The following is a 17,728-nucleotide window of genomic DNA, read 5'->3' on the forward strand; positions in this document are numbered from 1 at the left end:
TAGAGAGTTCTTCATTCACAGGAAAGGTAGAATTCCTTTAGTGGACGATTTCCACTGGTCATTGAAATCCCCACACCTGGGTAAAATCCTTATCTTACGTTCTTATTCAGATCCTTTTTATGCGATCTCTTGCTAATTTTAGGTTAAAATTAAAGAAAGAGGAAATCCAGACACTATGAAACTAAAATCTTTAGTACTATTTATTTTTTCCATTGGTCTATTCTGGAATGCAAATGCCCAGAATTCAGCAACTGAATTCACTGTATTGACCTACAATATATATCATGGTGAAAAACCCGATTCCCTCGGAACTCCCAACTTGGATGATATTGCCAATTTGATCATTCTGCTGCAGCCAGAGGTAGTCGCTTTACAGGAAGTAGATAGCATGACCACCCGGCTGGAAGGAATCTACGGCAGCAAAATTGACTGGGTAGCTGAGCTGGGCAAGAAGACTGGCTACAGAAGTTATTTTGCCAAGGCAATGAATTATGCTGAAGGTGGGTATGGTGAAGGTGTATTAGTGAAAAAAGCGTTGAATTATAAAACCCAGGCCTTGCCTACACCAGCGGGAGGAGAGCCTCGTGCGGCAGCATGGGTGAAAATAGAATTGAAAAACAGAAAAGAACTTTATTTTGGAGCTACGCATCTCTGCCATGAGTTTGCCGAAAACAGACTTGCGCAAATTTCTGCGATTACAGCATACGCCGATTCCCTACCAAAGCCAGCATTTTGGGTAGGGGATTTGAATTTTGACCCTACATCAGAAGAATACAGAAGCATAGGTTCCAAATGGGCAGATGCAGGACTCGTGGCAAACGATGACTCCCCTACTTTCAATTCTGAGGAAGGGAAAAGAATCGATTACATCTGGTATGATTCGGAGCATTTCGAGCTAGTTAATTACAGGATAATAGATGTACCATTTTCTGACCACTTCCCAGTCCTAGTCACACTTCGACTGATAACCCCTGAACAACCATGAAGAAATCTATTCTCATCATAATTTTATGTCTAGCCGGCCTAGGTTTCGCTTTTCAATATGCAAAAGAAGTTGTCAAAAAACCTAAATGGCAAACGCTCTTCAATGGCAAAGACATCAATGACTGGACTATCAAGATTCGAACTCATGAATTGAATGATAATTTTGCCAATACCTTCAGAGTAGAAGATGGTTTAATGAAAGTCCGATATGATGGTTATGATCAGTTTGATCAGCAGTACGGGCATATTTTCTATAATACTCCCTATTCCAATTACCTTTTGCAGGTGGAATATAGATTTGTAGGTGAGCAGGCAAGTGGCGGCGAAGGCTGGGCGACTAGAAATTCCGGTGCTATGCTTCATTCTCAGGATCCCAAAACCATGCTTAAAGATCAGGACTTCCCTATAGCCATAGAGGCACAATTCCTAGGTGGAAATGGTACCGACAAGAGAAGCACCTGTAATCTCTGTACTCCTGGAACAAATGTGGTGAAAGACGGAAAATTGTTCACTCCTCACTGTGTAAACTCCAGCTCGGAAACGTACCACGGAGATCAATGGGTGACAGCTAACTTTATCGTGCTAGGTAATGGAAACGTCCATCATCTCGTCGGTAAGGATACGGTTTTGAGTTATACGAAATCTCAAATCGGAGGAGGAAATGTGAATCCTGTCGATCCAAAAGTAAAAGTGGACGGTCAGATGCTGACTGGAGGGTATATTTCCCTACAGAGTGAAAGTCATCCTATTGATTTCAGAACGGTCCGCCTAATCGATCTAACCGAATATCTAGGTGATCAAGAAAAACTAGATCAAGTAGTAAATGAAGGATTGGCGTCAAAACCAGCACATAAGTAAAACTTTCCCTAATCATACAAAAACCAGCTGATTCGAAAATCAGCTGGCTTTTTTGTGAATTCTACTATCCTAAGAAACGCTAAGCATTTCCTGCCGACAGCTTACGATTGCTAATACTTGATACTTTTTACGCAATACATCAAACTCTCACTCCTGTAGTTCCACCACCTGCTAAGGTAATGTTGACAGGTTCGTTTGTTTTCCAGTTTCCACCTGTGAAGTCAGGTACATCGATAGAATTAGATCTGTTGGCGACAGACCACTCACTCAGAGGAGATACCGCGCTCCAAAGTGCTGCATCATAGACGTCCTGATCTAGCGGAAGCCCATTGCGCAGGCAATCGATTAATCTCCAATCCATCATAAAATCCATGCCTCCATGACCGCCTACTTTCTTCGCCAGTTCGCCTACTTTCTGAATAATCTCAGGGGTATATTTTGTTTCGAGATCTTTGAATTCCTCATCCTTCAGCCAGCCATGTCCTTTAGCCACTTTTGGCTGAGGATACTTTTGAGCGTACCCTTCCGTCCCACTGATTACATGAAGTCGGGAATATGGACGTGGTGAAGATACATCGTGCTGGATCATGATCGATTTTCCATTCTTGGTTTTCACCATAGTCGTGTTCATGTTACCACGGAATTTTTTCTCCGCAAAGGAAGCGAAAAAATTATCCTTCTCAGCTAGTTTCACTGCCTCTGGATGCATGGAGAAGTCATTGGAAGAAGTCGATGTCAAAAAGTCCATCTGATCTCCTCTGTTGATATCAAGAATTTGACAAATAGGACCGAGACCATGAGTGGCATAGAGATTTCCATTTCTGTAATTCTCCTTTAACCTCCACATATCTTGGTAGCCATTTTCCTTATTGAAATTCAGCGCAAGTAAATCATGGATATAGGCACCTTCCACGTGAACTACTTCACCGAAGTAACCTTCTCGCTTCATTTTCAAAGTCATCAATTCAAAGAAATCATAGCAGCAATTCTCCAGCTGCATGCAATGCTTCTTGGTGCGTTCCGAAGTTTCTACCAGCTGCCAGCACTCGTCAAGTGTACGCGCGATGGGCACTTCACAAGCCGCATGTTTGCCAGCTTCCATTGCATACACAGCCATCGGAGTATGCCACTCCCAAGGTGTAGCGATGTATATCAAGTCCAGGTCATCCCGATCCATCATTTCTTTCCAAGAATAGGCATTGCCTGAATAGCCATCTGGGCTATGTGGCGTGCCTTTCAGTTGTGCTTTAGCCTTCTCTACACGCTCAGGAAGCAAATCACAAAGTGCTTTGATTTCTACATTTTCGATTTTGCTCAATCGGTCAACAGCCCCTGGTCCTCTCATACCTAGACCTACCACTCCTATGCGAACCGTATCAATTTTGGCAGCTGCAAAACCGCTCATATTGAAGGATTGGATCCGTTGGACACCTTTTTTGGCTTGAAAAGGCCTTGCTTCAAATTCATTGGCGAGCGTACTTCCCGCCCCAAAAAGCCCTAGACCTACCAATCCGGTGGATTTAAGAAATTCTCTTCTTTGGTTATTCTTCATGTTTTTAAAGTTTCTAGCTAATTACCAAACCTACTAATCATCAGGCAGTTGAACCTTAAACTGACAGAAATCAAGCTTTGCAAAAAGCGAATGACTTGGTTCGAGCTTATACCAGCTAAAGTTTAAAGATTTGTCTAATTAATAAAAAATTAAAGGAAGTCTGGTCACCTTACAAATAAAAATCCCAATGATTGTGTCTTTCGGTCTTCGATATGGCACCTGATGATTACACTAGGGGCAGATTTACTAGCTGAGCTGCTAGCTTTAAATCTAGAAATAAGCTAAAAAAATAGGGTGATTCGCACTTTTAAGCAAACTTTTAAAGGAAGGACTGTTTGGATTCTTCGGTACAAAAGTACACCTAGCGCTAGATCCGTGATATGACAAATGTCAAAAAATTCACTCAGGAATTAGTCATTGAGAAAATAAGCTCTCATCACCTGTTCTGCCATTTTTCCTTGGGGTGTAAAATCTGGATTTCTATGCCTTCCGTCAGGATACCACTTCCAGAAAAACACCCCTGCCATCCAAGATTCTTTCCAAGCAGTTTCAAAAAATGCTTCATAGCATAGCGCTTGCATCTCCTCCGAAAGCTCTGTTTCCTTTCGCTCACTTGGCCAAACCCAAGGTTCCTTTGCTGCATCGACCGTATTGCAATAGCCAATCTCGGTAAACATCACCGGCTTTTGGTATTTCCGTACCACCTTATCTATGCTAGGCAGTGCCTTCTTCCAGCCAGATTTGAGATCCGAGAGACTAGGGTTTTCTTTGGTAGAAAGTGGGAAATAAGCCTGAATTCCGATGTAATCCAGTGCATCCCAAAACTTAACCTGCTCAAATTCAGTGAAGTTGGCAGCGTAAATTAATTTGCCAGAATAGACCTTTCGAATCTCAGCTATAACTTTTCTCCAATCCTCTTCACGTTCTGAAGTCATTTCTAACTCTGTTCCCACACACAGCATCGGAATCTGATAAGCCTGGGCCATCCTAGCGTAATCCAGAATAAAACCTTGGTAATTCTCGAACCAGAGGGCCCAATCTTCCTCATTCTGCATCGCTATTTCACCCGGCCAGCTCCCCCGAACCCAAATATGAGGCTTGAGCATATTCATAATCCCGTGCCGTGCAGATGAATCAAACGTTGCCTTGATGCCCTGTGCAGATTCACCCCACCATTTTTTTTCATTGCTGGTATCCCAGCGGAGTTCAGGACTATTCACATCACCTTGCCAGCCAAAAGGAGTTTGGGAAATCGCATCCGCACCTGTGGATTTCAAAATCTCCAATTCTTGTCCGATTAGTGGAGACCTACTTCCTACCCAGCATACGCCTTTCCATTTTTCCAAAGCGATCACAGCGTCTGGTTGCAAGGGAAAAATCGCCCATAAACCTAAGCCTAGGATTACTAGCACCGAACTCATCAAGTAATTCCTAGACCAAGTCCATTTCATTTGGAGAGCATAGTTTGGATGACAATTTCTTCTTGTAGTGTCTTATGAACCGGACATTTATTGGAAATTTCCAGCAAGCGCTGCCGCTGATCTGTATCAAGCTCTCCTTCTATTTCGATGATTCGAGTGAATTGGCTGACCTTTGCAGACTTCTCCTCTGGATGTTCACTATCTGCCAAATGGACTTTCTCATGATTCAAAAAAACTGAAACCTGTTCCAAAGGCCACTTTTTTCGCTCTGCATACATTTTCAGAGTCATCGCAGTGCAACTTCCCAAAGAGGCCATCAACAAATCATAAGGATTTGGCCCCAAATCCGCTCCACCCACCTCAGATGGCTCATCGGCGATCAAATGGTGATTTGGCGTCATCACTTCGGTGGTATATTTTTCTCCGGAAAGTCTCACGAAAACCTGATTCCCTCGCGTATCATTTTCTTGCTTTTCCTCCTGTTCTATCACATACCGCTTGGACCAACTTCCAATCACCTCAGCTATGTACTCGCTGTCCTGAGGGTTGGAAATCAAATGGTCAGCCCCATCTAAGGAGATAAAGCTTTTGGGATGAAGGGCAGAACTGTAAATCTCCGCGGCATTCGATACTTCGACGATTTCATCCTGCGGAGAATGTAGAACAAGAAGTGATTTCCTTAGCTTTTTGAGAAAGGTATCCAGGGGCTTTTGCTCCAAATCATCCAGAAATGACTTGCTGACAGTAAATGGCCTTCCTCCGATTGTCACTTTCGCACTGCCGTTTTTCTCGATTTTGGCTACACTATCAGAAAAGAGATTTCGAACATGACCAGGATATGCCGGTGCAGCGATAGTCACTACGGCTTTCACAGCAGGCATTTCCATAGCGGCATACAATACCGCCGCGCCACCCAAAGAATGACCTATCAACATTTTCGGAGCTTGAAAATCTTTTTCAATAAATTCTGCAGCATCCAGCAGATCACTGATATTGCTGCTAAAGCTTGACTCCTCAAATTCCCCTTCGCTCATTCCCAGTCCTGTGAAGTCGAAACTCAATGCCGCAATTCCATTCAGTGATAAAGCCCGACAAATGCGTGTAACTGCGGAGAAATTTTTGGAACAGGTAAAACAATGGGCGAAAAGCGCAAAAAACTTTGGTTTTTGATCGGCAGGCATGTATAAATGTGCTGCAAGTTCAACTCCGTTCCTATTGGTAAATTTCAGTCGCTTTGGATTCATTTTGCTTCAGTTTTTCAACGTATTCACCTTGATATTTTCCAGGTTGATCTCTGAAAGTAACGCTAATTCCCCGGCTTCGTAGAGTTCTTGCATCTTTTCCACCGGTACGGTTTCATCTTCAGGTTTCAGATTGAGGTAGTTTTGAAAACGAATTCCTCCCACCTCATTGACCCGGCTCACTTCTCTCATTCTCACTCCTCCACCATCGGTATGATAGCTGTAAGCCATGTAATCAACGAAAGAATCATCTATTCCAATCCAATATAAAAACTCATCGTCAAAGTCCTCTCCCCCACCATCTTCAGCAAAAGTCACTTTGATCAAGTTGTACTTTTCTCCATTAATTTCAGTCTCGCCCAGAGATTTCTTGAAGACCGAAGGGTCATTCAGGCCATAGGGCAGGAAAGCGAAATAAGCCACGGAATTCACCGAACGGGAGTATTTCCCTATCCACTCTTCAGAAAGTGTATCGATTTTGGCACCATTTACTGTTCGGACAAAACCTTCATTGTTCAGCAGATCTCTCACATTTCCAGTCGAATCCGAAAACTCCCGAATGTACTCAAATGCATTTTCAGTTTTGAAAATAGTATAGTGTATATCTCTAAAATCAAATTCAATTTTCGAGTTTTTAAAAGCTTCACCACCATGAGCAGCTATCGCATCATCGACAATTTTCTCAGCATCGGTTCTAGAATCGCAGGAAGCAAGAAATACAAAAACTGCTAGAATTAGAAAAAGGGGTAATCTCATTACTACTTCGTTATAATTGTTCAATCTCATTGGTCACGGCAATCCTATTCAAAAGTTACTTCAAAATCAGAATAAAGATATTCCGCTTGTAAAATCAGCGCTTTGCCAGCATCGTCAGTCCTATACTTATTCTGCTTTTTTGGGAAAAGTAAACCCGTAGATTCATCGTAAGATGTATTTTCGACTAAGGTTTTTTGATCTTTTTCCAGCCTTTCCATCGCTTTCACTTTAAAAGTAACCGGGTCAAAATAAACCCAAGATGGATTGGGAGAAGGCAAGTTTCCTACTTGAATTAACTCCACTTGTTCACCATTTTCCAGCGTCTTTTGACCTTCGTAGGACATGCTAGTATTCTCATCCAGCAGACTCCAAGGCTGCGCAAAAGCAAAGAATGCAGCGTCTATCTCAGCTCTTTTAGCTTTCAAAAAGCCTTCATTCTGAATAGAATTATCACCCATCTGATAGCTAGTTTTGCTTCCGTTGAAGTTGACTACGTGTAGAATGCTGTCTTTCGTCCAGGTCAGTTTAGCTTCGAAATAAGGTTTCAGTCTAAACTCAACCCATTGCTCGGATTCATTTTCTAAAGCTCCAGATTCATCCAAGGAACTTGTCACTTTCTTGAACTTAATAGTCGCTACATCCCCCCAGTTTTTGGATAGCTGATGAGCTTTGAGTGACTTTTCGATGAGTTCCTGAGCCTGCTTTTCAGGACTAGGAGAACATGAGAAAAATAAAAGAGCTAGGAGAATAGAGAGTAGAGATTTACAATTCATTTGGTTAAAAGAAATTTGGTAGATGATCTAAAATAGTCCCAGTATATAGCTATTGCTAGCAACGTGTATTCTAAGAAAAGGAAAACAGAGCTTTCTTGATAATTTGGATCTCCATAGGCTTGATAAGAGAATATCACCGCGAAAGTCCAGATGAGAAATGCTTTTTTGTTAGTAAATAAACTCAAGCCAAAACCGGGAATCAGATACCATGGATGAACTACGGGCTGAAGAATCAGATAGAGCAAGTAAATCATTACCCACAGATCTACAAGCTGCAGTGGATTCTCCGGCTTCCTTTTCCAAGAGAAATATAGAATCCCCACTAAGGTAATTCCACTCAGTATCGGAGTTAATTCCCCTATAATATTGTAACCCTGAATCCAGAAACCCACTTCACGAATCAGGTAATAGATCGAGGCATTGAATTCAAATTTCCCCTGATAGAGTTTTAAACTTTGCAGAAAAGGAATCCAGGAATTATTGATCAGTAACCAGGCAAAACTCACAATCAAAGCTAGAGCAGATCCTATCCAGAAAGACTTGGATTTCCTGCTTTTCCCAAAGGAAAAAAAGGAAGAAATTAGCATCAAGGGAAGTAACTTCATTCCTATAGCCATACCCCAGAAAGCTCCAGAAAGTCCAGTTTTTTGTTTACACAAAGCCAACAAAGATGCGAGCAATAGAAGCAGCACCAAGCCCTCGAAATGTAGATTTCCTGTGATTTCCATGATCACCAGCGGGTTTAGCCAATACAGGCTAAGCTTCTCAAGTGAGCGTTTGAAATATCCGAATAGCCTGAGTAACAGAAAAAAAATGCCTATTTCCCCAAAAATCAAAACTGACCTGAGCAGCACAATTCCTTTCAAAACATCTTGGCTTCCGATTGCAGCAGCCAGATAGAAAATCCCCTGATTAATCGGAGGATACACAGAGAAATAAGCCGGAGAATTCATCAGGTCCAAGAGATTCTCTAGGTAAGGATTTGTGGCTTCAGGATTACTTTGTAGCCAATTTTCGGGAGTTTCCAAATAGGGATTTTCACACATCTTCACCATCTCCCCATCCCAAAGAAATCGTGGATAATCATCAGACCATTGGGGAATCGCCAATACTAGGGAAAGCCGAATCAGCAAACCTCCTACGAAAATCAGCTGCCATTTCGCTTGCTTACTCAAAAGGTAAACTGCCAGCATTCCGGCGAACAAAACACAATAAATGGCAAAAGTAAGCCAGAAATTATCTCTTGGAATGAGGTAAGCCAAGCAAAAAAATCCAGCTGAAATCAGCAGGCAGATCAAAGGAATTAACCCTTTTTTTTGCTTCTGGCTCAAAGCCCTAAGCTTTTGCGAAGCGGCTCATCCTGAAGTCCGTTTTTTCTCCAGTAATCTACCATTTGAACTTCAGTACGTACAGCAGAGGTCACTTCCTCAGTACCGTCTTCCTTGGTTTGCGTCTCGTTCCAAGAGATAATTTCATACGGAAAAGCATCCACATACCTGATCAACAAATTCCTTCCGATTTCCTCATAGATCACTTCGATCTCAGCCTGATTAGAGCCGATTTTTCTCTTGGCGATATTCGCACTTTCTGCGTCCAAAGGAAGATGTGTAAAACGATTGAAAATCAAGCTTGGGATAATTTTCAAAGTGCCGGTGGGAACCAACTCAGGATTTAAGCGAATCAGATTGAAGATTTCGTCTTCAGATTTTGCAGAAATTGATAACTCCTGATCGCCTTCCGCTTCAAAGTACGAATAAAGTTGACCTTGATATTTGTTGTTTTTCCAGTTGAGTTGCATGAAGGATTGTCCACACCATTCCGTAACCGAAGCAGCGATTTTGGGAGAATTCAAGTCATCATAAACCGGCGTAAAAACTGAAAGCATGGTATGGTAAGGGTAAATTCCCGTCACAAAATCTCGGGTCATATTCAGCTTCATCACTTTCATGGCATCCTTACCGGCACCAGCAGGATCATCGAGTTTGACTTGTTTACGCTTGGAAAAATCCTCCGTCACAAAAATCATCACAGCTTTCCCTTCCCTTGCCTGCCCATAGCGCATTTGTTTCAAGTCAAAGACATTGATCTCCGCCCTATCCTGATACCAATGCGAAGCAAACTGCTCCTCGTCGATGGCTTTTCTGCCTGTGGAATTGCATGAGGAGATTATAGAAGCGGAAAAGAGGTAAATTACAATTGCTATGTTTTTTTTGGAGACAATCATTTCTGAGCTAGTAATTGAGTGGTTTCATTCTTCAACTTTGGCAAATCACGAACAACAATTGCCCAAATAATCTCTTCAGAAACTGTATCGTATCCATGAATTATCCGATTTCTAGAATCAACAATTTTTCGTGAATTTTTTAAATGAAAATCAGATTGAATTTTCAAAATTCTCGAAACAGCTTCACCTATGATTTCCAAATTTCTCTCTATGGCTCTTTTCGTTTTAAGATCTTTTTGAAAAACAAAAAAATTCTTTTCCTCCGGCAAGAATCCCTCTATTTCGGTTATCGCTTTAAGAATATCCTCAAGCCAAGTTTTAATTTTAACGTCCATAAACCAGCACCTTGGACTGCTCTATTTCCTTCTTCAGGAAGGAGTTTTTTAAAGACTTGTTTTCAAGCAAATCTATAGGTCTGTTAAGGATTTTTGAAAGTTCATCCTTCACCGCAAAATAGTGATCTGTATATTCTAGCGGATCATTTTCATCTATATCAATAATCAAATCAATGTCGCTTTCTGAAGTAAATTTATCTGAAGTGATAGAGCCAAAAGCAAAAAGCGTAGCGACTTTATTTGCTTTACAAAGTGCTCTGATTTGATCTATATGTTTTGTTAATTCTTTCATTCGTCCAATTTACGATTTTCGTTCAATATAGATTCAAACAGCATTCATCTTGACACTTATGTATTACTACTAGCCGCTACAATTTACCAATACTTAAAAATCGTATAAATAATCTTATACCCAGCTCCAAACACCCCTTTCACAGTTCCGCTGACTTTCGATACGCCGATTCTCTTGCGGTAATTCACCGGTACTTCCGTGTAGCGGAGTCCGGCTTTATGCGCTTTGATCTGCATCTCTATCGTCCAGCCGAAGTTCTGATCAACCATGGCTAGGTCCAGCAATTTCGACCAGACTATCGCACGAAAAGGGCCTAGATCAGAGAATTTGGCACCTTGCATGTACTTCATCATGGTGGTTGCCAGCCAGTTTCCAAACACCTGAGGAAAAGTCATCGAGCCGGATTCCCGCTCACCCAAGGCTCTAGACCCAATGACCATATCGGCTTTTTGATCTAGTAGTGGCTGAATCAAATCCAGCAAATCTTCCGGATAATCACTGTAATCCCCATCTAAAAAAACTACAATATCAGGCTGAATGTCCAGCTTTTTGATCCAATCCATTGCCGTCAGACAGGCTTTCCCATAACCTTTCTGAGGTTCGAAAACCACTTTTGCACCAGCAGCTTCAGCTATTTTCCCAGTGCTGTCTGTAGAGTTGTTATTGGCCACGACAATATTTCTGACAATAGCCGGAACGTCTGCAATTACCTTAGGAATGGACTTTTCCTCATTGTAAGCAGGAATGATAACATCAATAATGGGAGGATTGTGCATGGGGATTATTTACCTAAACTGTAGGCTTTGAAAGAAGAAAAGAAAACCAAGCCATACCCAACAGCCAGCATGAGGTGGAAAGGCAACATTTCAAAAGTGCCCCAATACAGATGAAGTATCACCATAGCAGAAAAGACTAGCATCAGGATTCCTTCCATCCACGTAGTTGCAGGAATTTTGAATTTGATATAGGTATTTGATTTCAAACCTATTCCTCCCTCCAGATTGAATTTGGGTGTGCGGATAAAGGGTGATTTTTTACCTGAAAGGCCTTCCCAAACAGCCTGCGCATTGTGTAAAGCTAGCCCCATAGATACAGAAAGGAAAAGTGGCAACATGTAAATAGCTTGGAATAGGCTTTTCCAAAAGGACCTTCTTTCATAAAAATAAGACACCAAATAAACGCCAGCGATGATCACAAATCCAATCATAAAAATGCCCGCAACCCGAAATAAATCAGCCGAAATCAATCCCTGCATTCCAGCCCACCACACGCCAATGCTACTCAAACTCACTACTAAAATCGCAATGAAAATACTGCTATTGAACAAATGAGCCATCGCATGGGCCTTAGTCCCAAAAGGTAAATCCTCACTCAAAACTGCCTTAGCATGCTTTCCGGCACATTCGGCTCCGCCTTTGGTCCAGCGGAATTGCTGAGATTTCACTGCTGACATGATAGGCGGCAGCTCGGCCGGAGATTCGATTTCTGGTCGATAGATAAACTCCCATCCCTTTCGCTGCGCTCGATAACTCAAGTCCAAATCCTCCGTCAGCGTGTCATCTTGCCAATTACCGGCATCGATAATGCAGGACTTTCTCCAAATCCCACCAGTCCCATTGAAATTGATAAAAGCATGTTGACTGTTTCTCCCAATCTGCTCAATCAGAAAATGAGCGTCCAGCGCAAAAGCTTGCAGTCGTGTCAATAGAGAATAGTTTTTATTCAAATGTGTCCATCGTGTTTGCACCATTCCTACTTTTTCAGAAGAGAAATAGGGAATCGTTTTCAGCAAAAAGTCTGGATCTGGAATAAAGTCCGCATCGAAAATGGCGATGAATTCACCGCTGGCTTTTGCTAAGCCTTCTTTCAAAGCCCCGGCTTTAAAACCTGTTCGATCTACCCGATGAATGTATTGAAAGTTAACTTCTGGAAACTCAGCAATTTTCTCCTGAATCAACGCCGCAGTCTGGTCGGTACTATCGTCCAACACTTGTATTTCCAGCAAGCCTGATGGATAATTCATTTTGGCGACAGCCGCTATCAAACGATCTACTACATATAGCTCATTATAAATGGGAAGTTGGATAGTGACCTTTGGCCAGGAATCAGGCGCAGGATGAGCCACGCTGAGCAGGTTCTTTTTTGACCTCAAAAAGCTCAAAAGCAAATGCCCTTGAGCTAAGCTGTAGATGAATATGAACAGCATTCCAAGGGCATACATCCCAATCAAAAGATATAAGAAGATCATTTACGCATTAATCTTGATGGAATCATTTCCAATGATGATTGGCATTTCGTTGATTCGGTTTTCTGTTGATCCATTTTCCAATTTCAATACGCCACGTGGACATACTGAAGAGCAAACTCCGCATCCCACACAGCTTGATCGCACGATTTCCTGACCTCGCTGCGCATACCAACGGACGTCGATTCCCATTTCGCAATAGGTGGAACAGTTGCCGCAGGAAATACACTGACCTCCATTGGTGGTGATTCTGAATCTGGATTTGAAACGCTGAACTAAGCCTAAATAGGCTGCCAGTGGACAGCCAAACCTACACCAAACCCGGTTGCCCATAAAAGGATAAAAACCAGTACCGATAACACCCGCAAAGGCCGACCCAATCGCAAAACCATAGAACGAATGTAATTGGTTCGTGACGTTCCCCAATAGTGCAAATCCAGAAAAGTAATTGATGATGGTCAAACCGGTCATTACCACAGCCAAAACCAATACACTGTGAACGATCACCCGTTCAAATTTCCAGGCTTTAAGTGACTTGTCCGAAAGCTGACGGTAGGGATCGCCCACTGTCTCAGCTAATCCTCCACAGCCACAAACCCAGGAGCAATACCATCGTTTTCCATAAAAATAAGTGAACAGCGGAACGGCAATAATAATCAGCAAAATCCCCCAAATCAACATAAACATCCCGACTCCACCTGCGCTCAGAAAGGTGTCAATCTGATAATCGTAGAAGAAATCGTAATCCAGTGGCCAGATATTTTTGAAATCAAAATAAGGCTGATTCAACAAAACGAGGATCTCAGGAATAAGGAATGCAAAGGCGGTTTGGAAAAACATCACCGAGGCAGTTCGCAGCTGCTGATATTTATTTCCTCTGTATTTGCGGAACATCCGCACCCCCATCACGATGATTGCTAGCGTGTAAATTGTCCCATAAAGAAACCATTGACTTGCTGGATTTCCACTCAAAATCATGCTTAGCGGCGAGACCATCCAAACCTGATTCACGATGTAGGCCGGAAACCAATACAGGATTATGTAGAAAAGGATCAAATAGGCTCCTGTGATCATTCCCATCCAGCCTCGATTTTTCATGGAAGAATGAAAAATCCCGTTGTTTTTGATCCCAGCGGGTTCGTTTCGATGAGTTGGAAGATTATACATCAAACCTCCCAAAACTGCCAATCCAATCGATAAACCCATAAAAAGCCAGGGATTGTCGCGAACTGGGCTGCTTACTGATACTTGAGCCAGCGGAAAACTATAATCATCCCAGATCACCTCATCCCATTTAGACTCATCTTTCAGTGCATCGTTGTATGAGCTGAAATGGCCATTGAAAGCAGAAAGAAAAGCGAAGTTGGATGAGTAGGTTTCACCATACATAGGCGAAAGAATCTCAGTCATTTTCTCTTGATGAATGTCTTTGGTAGTAGCCAAAACCAATTCTTCGGTCAGCGTATAATTGCCAAGAAAAGGCATTACAGTGAAGACAGCCAAACCTATCAAAAACAACCCAATTCCTACTTGCTGAATCAACTTCATACCTGATTTCATACGCTTGCTCCGAATATTTTTTGGATAAATGTCTTTTTGGAAACAGTTACATCTCCACCAAATTGACTCTTGAAAGCCTTTTGAATGGCTATATAATAAGGAGCAAAAAACTCAGGATCGAAATTGGCTTTATCGAGTTTGGAAATAACCTTTGCGCCTGCCCATTTTTCTCGAATTGCTTGATCGAAAAACTCATGTCTTAACCGGAAACCGAAGTTGTTTACTCCAACTAGTTTTCCTTCCAAATCCATTAGCATGCGAAAGGCAACTTTGCCTCCAGCATGCTCCCAATAAAAAGTCTGAAATCTATCTGCATCCCACCTAGCAGGAACAGCCCCATAAGTCTGATATTCTATGTCCAGAAACTTGGCAGAATTAAACCAAACTCCAGGTTGGTAGGATACTTTTTTCCCAGCCAAAATATACCCCAAGGTTTCACCGTGCATTCGTCCCGTGTACCAAACTTGCTCCACAGGTTTGCGATCCGCGGCGGGAGCCTCATGAAATTCTGCACAATCACCAATGGAATACACATTGGGAATGTTGGTTTGGAAACCAAAATCCACTTTCACCCCTCGGTTCACTTCTAATTCTGTATTTCTGAGAAAATCAATGCTTGGGGATACTCCGGCGGTCAAGCCTACAAACTGACATTGAATTTCCTCTCCAGATTTGGTTCGGACAGCTTTGACTCGGGCATTTTGATCGGAGATGATTTCATCTAACTCCTCATTCAAACGCAAATCAATATGATGCTCACGGATATGTCGCCCAACTAATTCGGATTCTTCTTTTGGTAGGATATTCCTCCAAAAGCCTGATTCCCGAACTAGAAAAGTCACTGGGATCTTTTTGTAAGCAAGCATTTCTGCCATCTCAATTCCAATCAAACCTCCACCTACGATGACAGCCCGCTGAACTCCCGACTTGGTATTTTCTTCCATCAGTTCCAGGTCCTGCTTGGAATATAAGCCCTGCACTCCTTGAAGATCTTGTCCCGGCCAGCCAAACTTATTTGGTTTGGAACCGGTAGCTATGACCAGCTCATCATACCCTAATTTTTCGCCATTTTGGAAAAGCAGATTCCTGGCAGAAAAGTCTATGGATTCCACCCATGCTTCCTTCAATTCGATTCTATTTTTCTCCCAAAACCAATGCTCATAAGGCTGCGTGTGCTCGAATTTCATGTGCCCCATGAAGATGTACATCAGTGCAGTTCGAGAAAAAAAGTACTTGAATTCACCGGAAATCACGGTAATTCTCACCTGCTCGTCCAACTTCCGAAGTTGCCGGGCACAAGTAATTCCTGCTATTCCATTGCCTATGATGACTACATGGCGATTTGAATTCATTGGGGGTGGGTTGATTTTGGACTCAGGTGGGAATTTACCTAAAACTCTGGTCTATTCATTCAAATTCCAATCATAATCCAAATGAGAAACCTTCGCATTTGCCTTAATTTTGACTTTGCTATACTTATTCAAATAGTCAATCAGGCTGCCGTTTTTTGTAAAATCCCCCTTAAACCAATTGAAAATAGAGGAAATCTGGATCGCGTCGGGAGTGATTTTATTTCTAGATGAATTGATGAATGATTTAGCTACTTTATCCAATTGAGCATCGATAGTTTTGGCTTCGAACGCTTCATTGAGCAAAGGCGGACAAGAAACAGATGCGCAATTGATCGCAAAGTGAATTCTTGGTTCTTCGAATTCCTTTCTTAAAATCGAATGCTCGATCTCGTCCAAACTGGATTCCTGACCTCCGATTTTGAAAAATTTGTAATGCCAAACATCCTTAATCAAAGGAATCTTCAGCGACGGGCCTAAGTCTTTTATGCTTTTCACAGGATAATTATCCACGATCAACTTTACAGTGAAGGCATTATAAGCATTGATCCAATAGGCTAATTGCTCATCTTTTGACCAGATTTTGCGATCGGGAGCGTTATTGCTGAGGCTACTCAGGTAAGCCTCCAGCTTAGCTTTTTCTTTGATAAAGCCTTTGTAATTCACCTTTCCATCTGCGCTCACATTCGCTTTGAGCAGTTCATTCCAAGCTTTGTGACTTGGCGGAGTAGTCTCAGCCATTCCCGGGACGGAGCTGCTACAGCTTAGCAAGATTATACTTAAGAAAAGTGCGAGTAGTATGTTCAGATTTTTCATTTCTAATTTGTTTACGTAGAGTTACGATACTAACAAGAATAAGGATGAGGGGAAAAGCGATTAGGTCGTTCGTACGACTTAAAAAATCTCAATACACCTTTACTCCATTCGTTAGCCAGATTCCCCATGACTTAGAATAGGTGTGCACCTTGTCGGTCTGGACATTCTCATGAAAAATGGGTTTTTCCTCATTTGACCATTGGATCAATCCTCCGTACAAGTTGTACACCTGAGAGAATCCTGCGGCTTTGAGTTTTTTGCCGATTTCCTGAGAACGGGCTCCGACTGTGCAATAGACCAAAACTGGTTTACTTTTATCCAAAGAGGAAACATTATTCAGGCTAAAAGTATCGTAACCCACCCAGATGGCACCCTTGAGGTGACTTACATCAAACTCCTCTTTTTCTCGGGTATCGACAACTTGGTAGTGACTCAAATCGGTTAATTCCGCAGGTTTTATTACAGGAAAATCAGAATCGTAAAGGGTCGATAGTAATGCTTTGTAGGCAATGGATTGCGCAGAAAGATCTGATGGAACATAAAAAAAAGCCAGCAAAAGTGCAAACGAGAAAATGTTCCTAAAGAGTGACGTCTTCATATGGCTTCAACCCCAATAAGGATGGATCTGTTCACCTCAAGCATAAAAATCCGACAGCTTCACCAATCCTTCTTTATTTAGAATTACTATTTTTTTGCCTTTCAGGTCAATCAGCTTATCCTTTTTAAACTCAGATAAGAGACGAATAACGGATTCAGTAGCTGTCCCTATCAAGCTTGCTATTTCTTCCCTACTGAGCGTCAAATCTATCTGCTGAGGTCCAGCACCATCTATTCCGTAGGTATTAGCTAATTGCAATAGAAGGTAAGCCAACCGCTCTCGAATACTTTTTTGCGAAGCATCTACAAGTTTCTCTTCCATTACGCCTATTTCATGACTAAGTGCTTTGGTTAGTTTTCTGAAAAATGGCCCACTACTGATCAGCGTTTTTAAGAATGACTCCTTTGGGATAAAACAGATTTTTGCATCCTCGATCACCATGGCAGAGTTGGTGTGATTCTCCTCTCCGAGCAAAGCCGAGTAAGCCAAGAGATCCCCATTTTTAGCCAGATGAATGATTTGCTCCTTTCCGTTAGAAGCAGTTTTGTAAACTTTAACCACCCCAGAGTTCAAACAAAAAACTCCCAACGGCTTGGCGCCTTCATAGTAAAGGATCTGTCCTTTGCGATGAGAAATCATGTTTTTATTGTCTGAAATATTGCAAGCCTGCTCTTCAGTGAGGTCAGAAAACATCGAAAATTTGCGGCTGGCGCAAAGATCGCAA

18 protein-coding genes are annotated in these 17,728 nt (G+C 42.1%); 2 read left to right on the top strand and 16 right to left on the bottom strand.

Annotated features, from left to right (window positions below):
* The first annotated feature begins 175 nt into the window (after window positions 1-175).
* On the top strand, window positions 176-985 hold the full coding sequence (locus ABJH64_RS12445) for an endonuclease/exonuclease/phosphatase family protein (protein ID WP_348276627.1): 810 nt from the start codon (window positions 176-178) through the stop codon (window positions 983-985).
* Window positions 982-1,842, top strand: a complete 861-nt coding sequence (locus tag ABJH64_RS12450; RefSeq protein ID WP_348276628.1) for a DUF1080 domain-containing protein — start codon at window positions 982-984, stop codon at window positions 1,840-1,842. The genes ABJH64_RS12445 and ABJH64_RS12450 overlap by 4 nt, the downstream gene beginning before the upstream one ends.
* Before the next feature lie 139 nt (window positions 1,843-1,981).
* On the opposite strand, the gene ABJH64_RS12455 is transcribed toward ABJH64_RS12450, so the two are convergent.
* From ABJH64_RS12455 to ABJH64_RS12530, 16 genes are all read right to left on the bottom strand, one after another.
* Entirely contained in the window at window positions 1,982-3,394 is a 1,413-nt protein-coding gene (locus ABJH64_RS12455) for a Gfo/Idh/MocA family oxidoreductase (RefSeq protein ID WP_348276629.1), read from the bottom strand.
* 410 nt (window positions 3,395-3,804) lie between these two features.
* On the bottom strand, window positions 3,805-4,845 hold the full coding sequence (locus tag ABJH64_RS12460; RefSeq protein WP_348276630.1) for a hypothetical protein: 1,041 nt from the start codon (window positions 4,843-4,845) through the stop codon (window positions 3,805-3,807).
* Entirely contained in the window at window positions 4,842-6,059 is a 1,218-nt protein-coding gene (locus ABJH64_RS12465; protein WP_348276631.1) for an alpha/beta fold hydrolase, read from the bottom strand. The genes ABJH64_RS12460 and ABJH64_RS12465 overlap by 4 nt, the downstream gene beginning before the upstream one ends.
* A gap of 6 nt (window positions 6,060-6,065) precedes the next feature.
* Window positions 6,066-6,812: a DUF6503 family protein gene (locus ABJH64_RS12470; protein WP_348299612.1), complete on the bottom strand. Its 747-nt coding sequence runs from the start codon at window positions 6,810-6,812 to the stop codon at window positions 6,066-6,068.
* Window positions 6,813-6,856: 44 nt separating this feature from the next.
* On the bottom strand, window positions 6,857-7,585 hold the full coding sequence (locus tag ABJH64_RS12475; RefSeq protein WP_348274207.1) for a hypothetical protein: 729 nt from the start codon (window positions 7,583-7,585) through the stop codon (window positions 6,857-6,859).
* Window positions 7,582-8,916, bottom strand: coding sequence for a glycosyltransferase 87 family protein (locus tag ABJH64_RS12480; RefSeq protein WP_348274208.1), 1,335 nt, complete (start codon window positions 8,914-8,916; stop codon window positions 7,582-7,584). The genes ABJH64_RS12475 and ABJH64_RS12480 overlap by 4 nt, the downstream gene beginning before the upstream one ends.
* Window positions 8,913-9,809: a hypothetical protein gene (locus ABJH64_RS12485; protein WP_348274209.1), complete on the bottom strand. Its 897-nt coding sequence runs from the start codon at window positions 9,807-9,809 to the stop codon at window positions 8,913-8,915. Before ABJH64_RS12485 ends, ABJH64_RS12480 begins: the two co-directional genes overlap by 4 nt.
* Window positions 9,806-10,144 carry a HepT-like ribonuclease domain-containing protein gene (locus tag ABJH64_RS12490; RefSeq protein ID WP_348274210.1) on the bottom strand — a complete coding sequence of 113 codons (339 nt, stop codon included), beginning with the start codon at window positions 10,142-10,144 and terminating at the stop codon, window positions 9,806-9,808. Before ABJH64_RS12490 ends, ABJH64_RS12485 begins: the two co-directional genes overlap by 4 nt.
* Window positions 10,134-10,436, bottom strand: coding sequence for a nucleotidyltransferase domain-containing protein (locus ABJH64_RS12495; RefSeq protein WP_348274211.1), 303 nt, complete (start codon window positions 10,434-10,436; stop codon window positions 10,134-10,136). Before ABJH64_RS12495 ends, ABJH64_RS12490 begins: the two co-directional genes overlap by 11 nt.
* Window positions 10,437-10,519: 83 nt before the next feature.
* Window positions 10,520-11,212 carry a glycosyltransferase family 2 protein gene (locus ABJH64_RS12500; protein ID WP_348274212.1) on the bottom strand — a complete coding sequence of 231 codons (693 nt, stop codon included), beginning with the start codon at window positions 11,210-11,212 and terminating at the stop codon, window positions 10,520-10,522.
* Between the two features lie 5 nt (window positions 11,213-11,217).
* Window positions 11,218-12,684 carry a cellulose synthase family protein gene (locus ABJH64_RS12505; RefSeq protein WP_348274213.1) on the bottom strand — a complete coding sequence of 489 codons (1,467 nt, stop codon included), beginning with the start codon at window positions 12,682-12,684 and terminating at the stop codon, window positions 11,218-11,220.
* Entirely contained in the window at window positions 12,685-14,229 is a 1,545-nt protein-coding gene (locus ABJH64_RS12510; RefSeq protein WP_348274236.1) for a 4Fe-4S binding protein, read from the bottom strand. It lies immediately after the preceding gene.
* 8 nt (window positions 14,230-14,237) lie between these two features.
* The gene (locus tag ABJH64_RS12515) at window positions 14,238-15,593 is read right to left on the bottom strand and encodes an FAD-dependent oxidoreductase (RefSeq protein WP_348274214.1); all 1,356 of its coding nucleotides are present in this window, start codon (window positions 15,591-15,593) and stop codon (window positions 14,238-14,240) included.
* Between the two features lie 51 nt (window positions 15,594-15,644).
* Window positions 15,645-16,406 (bottom strand): DUF547 domain-containing protein, encoded by a 762-nt coding sequence (locus ABJH64_RS12520; RefSeq protein WP_348274215.1) that lies wholly within the window; start codon window positions 16,404-16,406, stop codon window positions 15,645-15,647.
* A gap of 88 nt (window positions 16,407-16,494) precedes the next feature.
* On the bottom strand, window positions 16,495-17,004 hold the full coding sequence (locus ABJH64_RS12525) for a rhodanese-like domain-containing protein (RefSeq protein WP_348274216.1): 510 nt from the start codon (window positions 17,002-17,004) through the stop codon (window positions 16,495-16,497).
* Window positions 17,005-17,040: 36 nt separating this feature from the next.
* Window positions 17,041-17,697: a Crp/Fnr family transcriptional regulator gene (locus tag ABJH64_RS12530; RefSeq protein WP_348334696.1), complete on the bottom strand. Its 657-nt coding sequence runs from the start codon at window positions 17,695-17,697 to the stop codon at window positions 17,041-17,043.
* Between the last annotated feature and the right edge of the window lie 31 nt (window positions 17,698-17,728).

Origin of the sequence: Algoriphagus sp. (genome assembly GCF_039969895.1) — a bacterium.
Classification (GTDB): domain Bacteria; phylum Bacteroidota; class Bacteroidia; order Cytophagales; family Cyclobacteriaceae; genus Algoriphagus.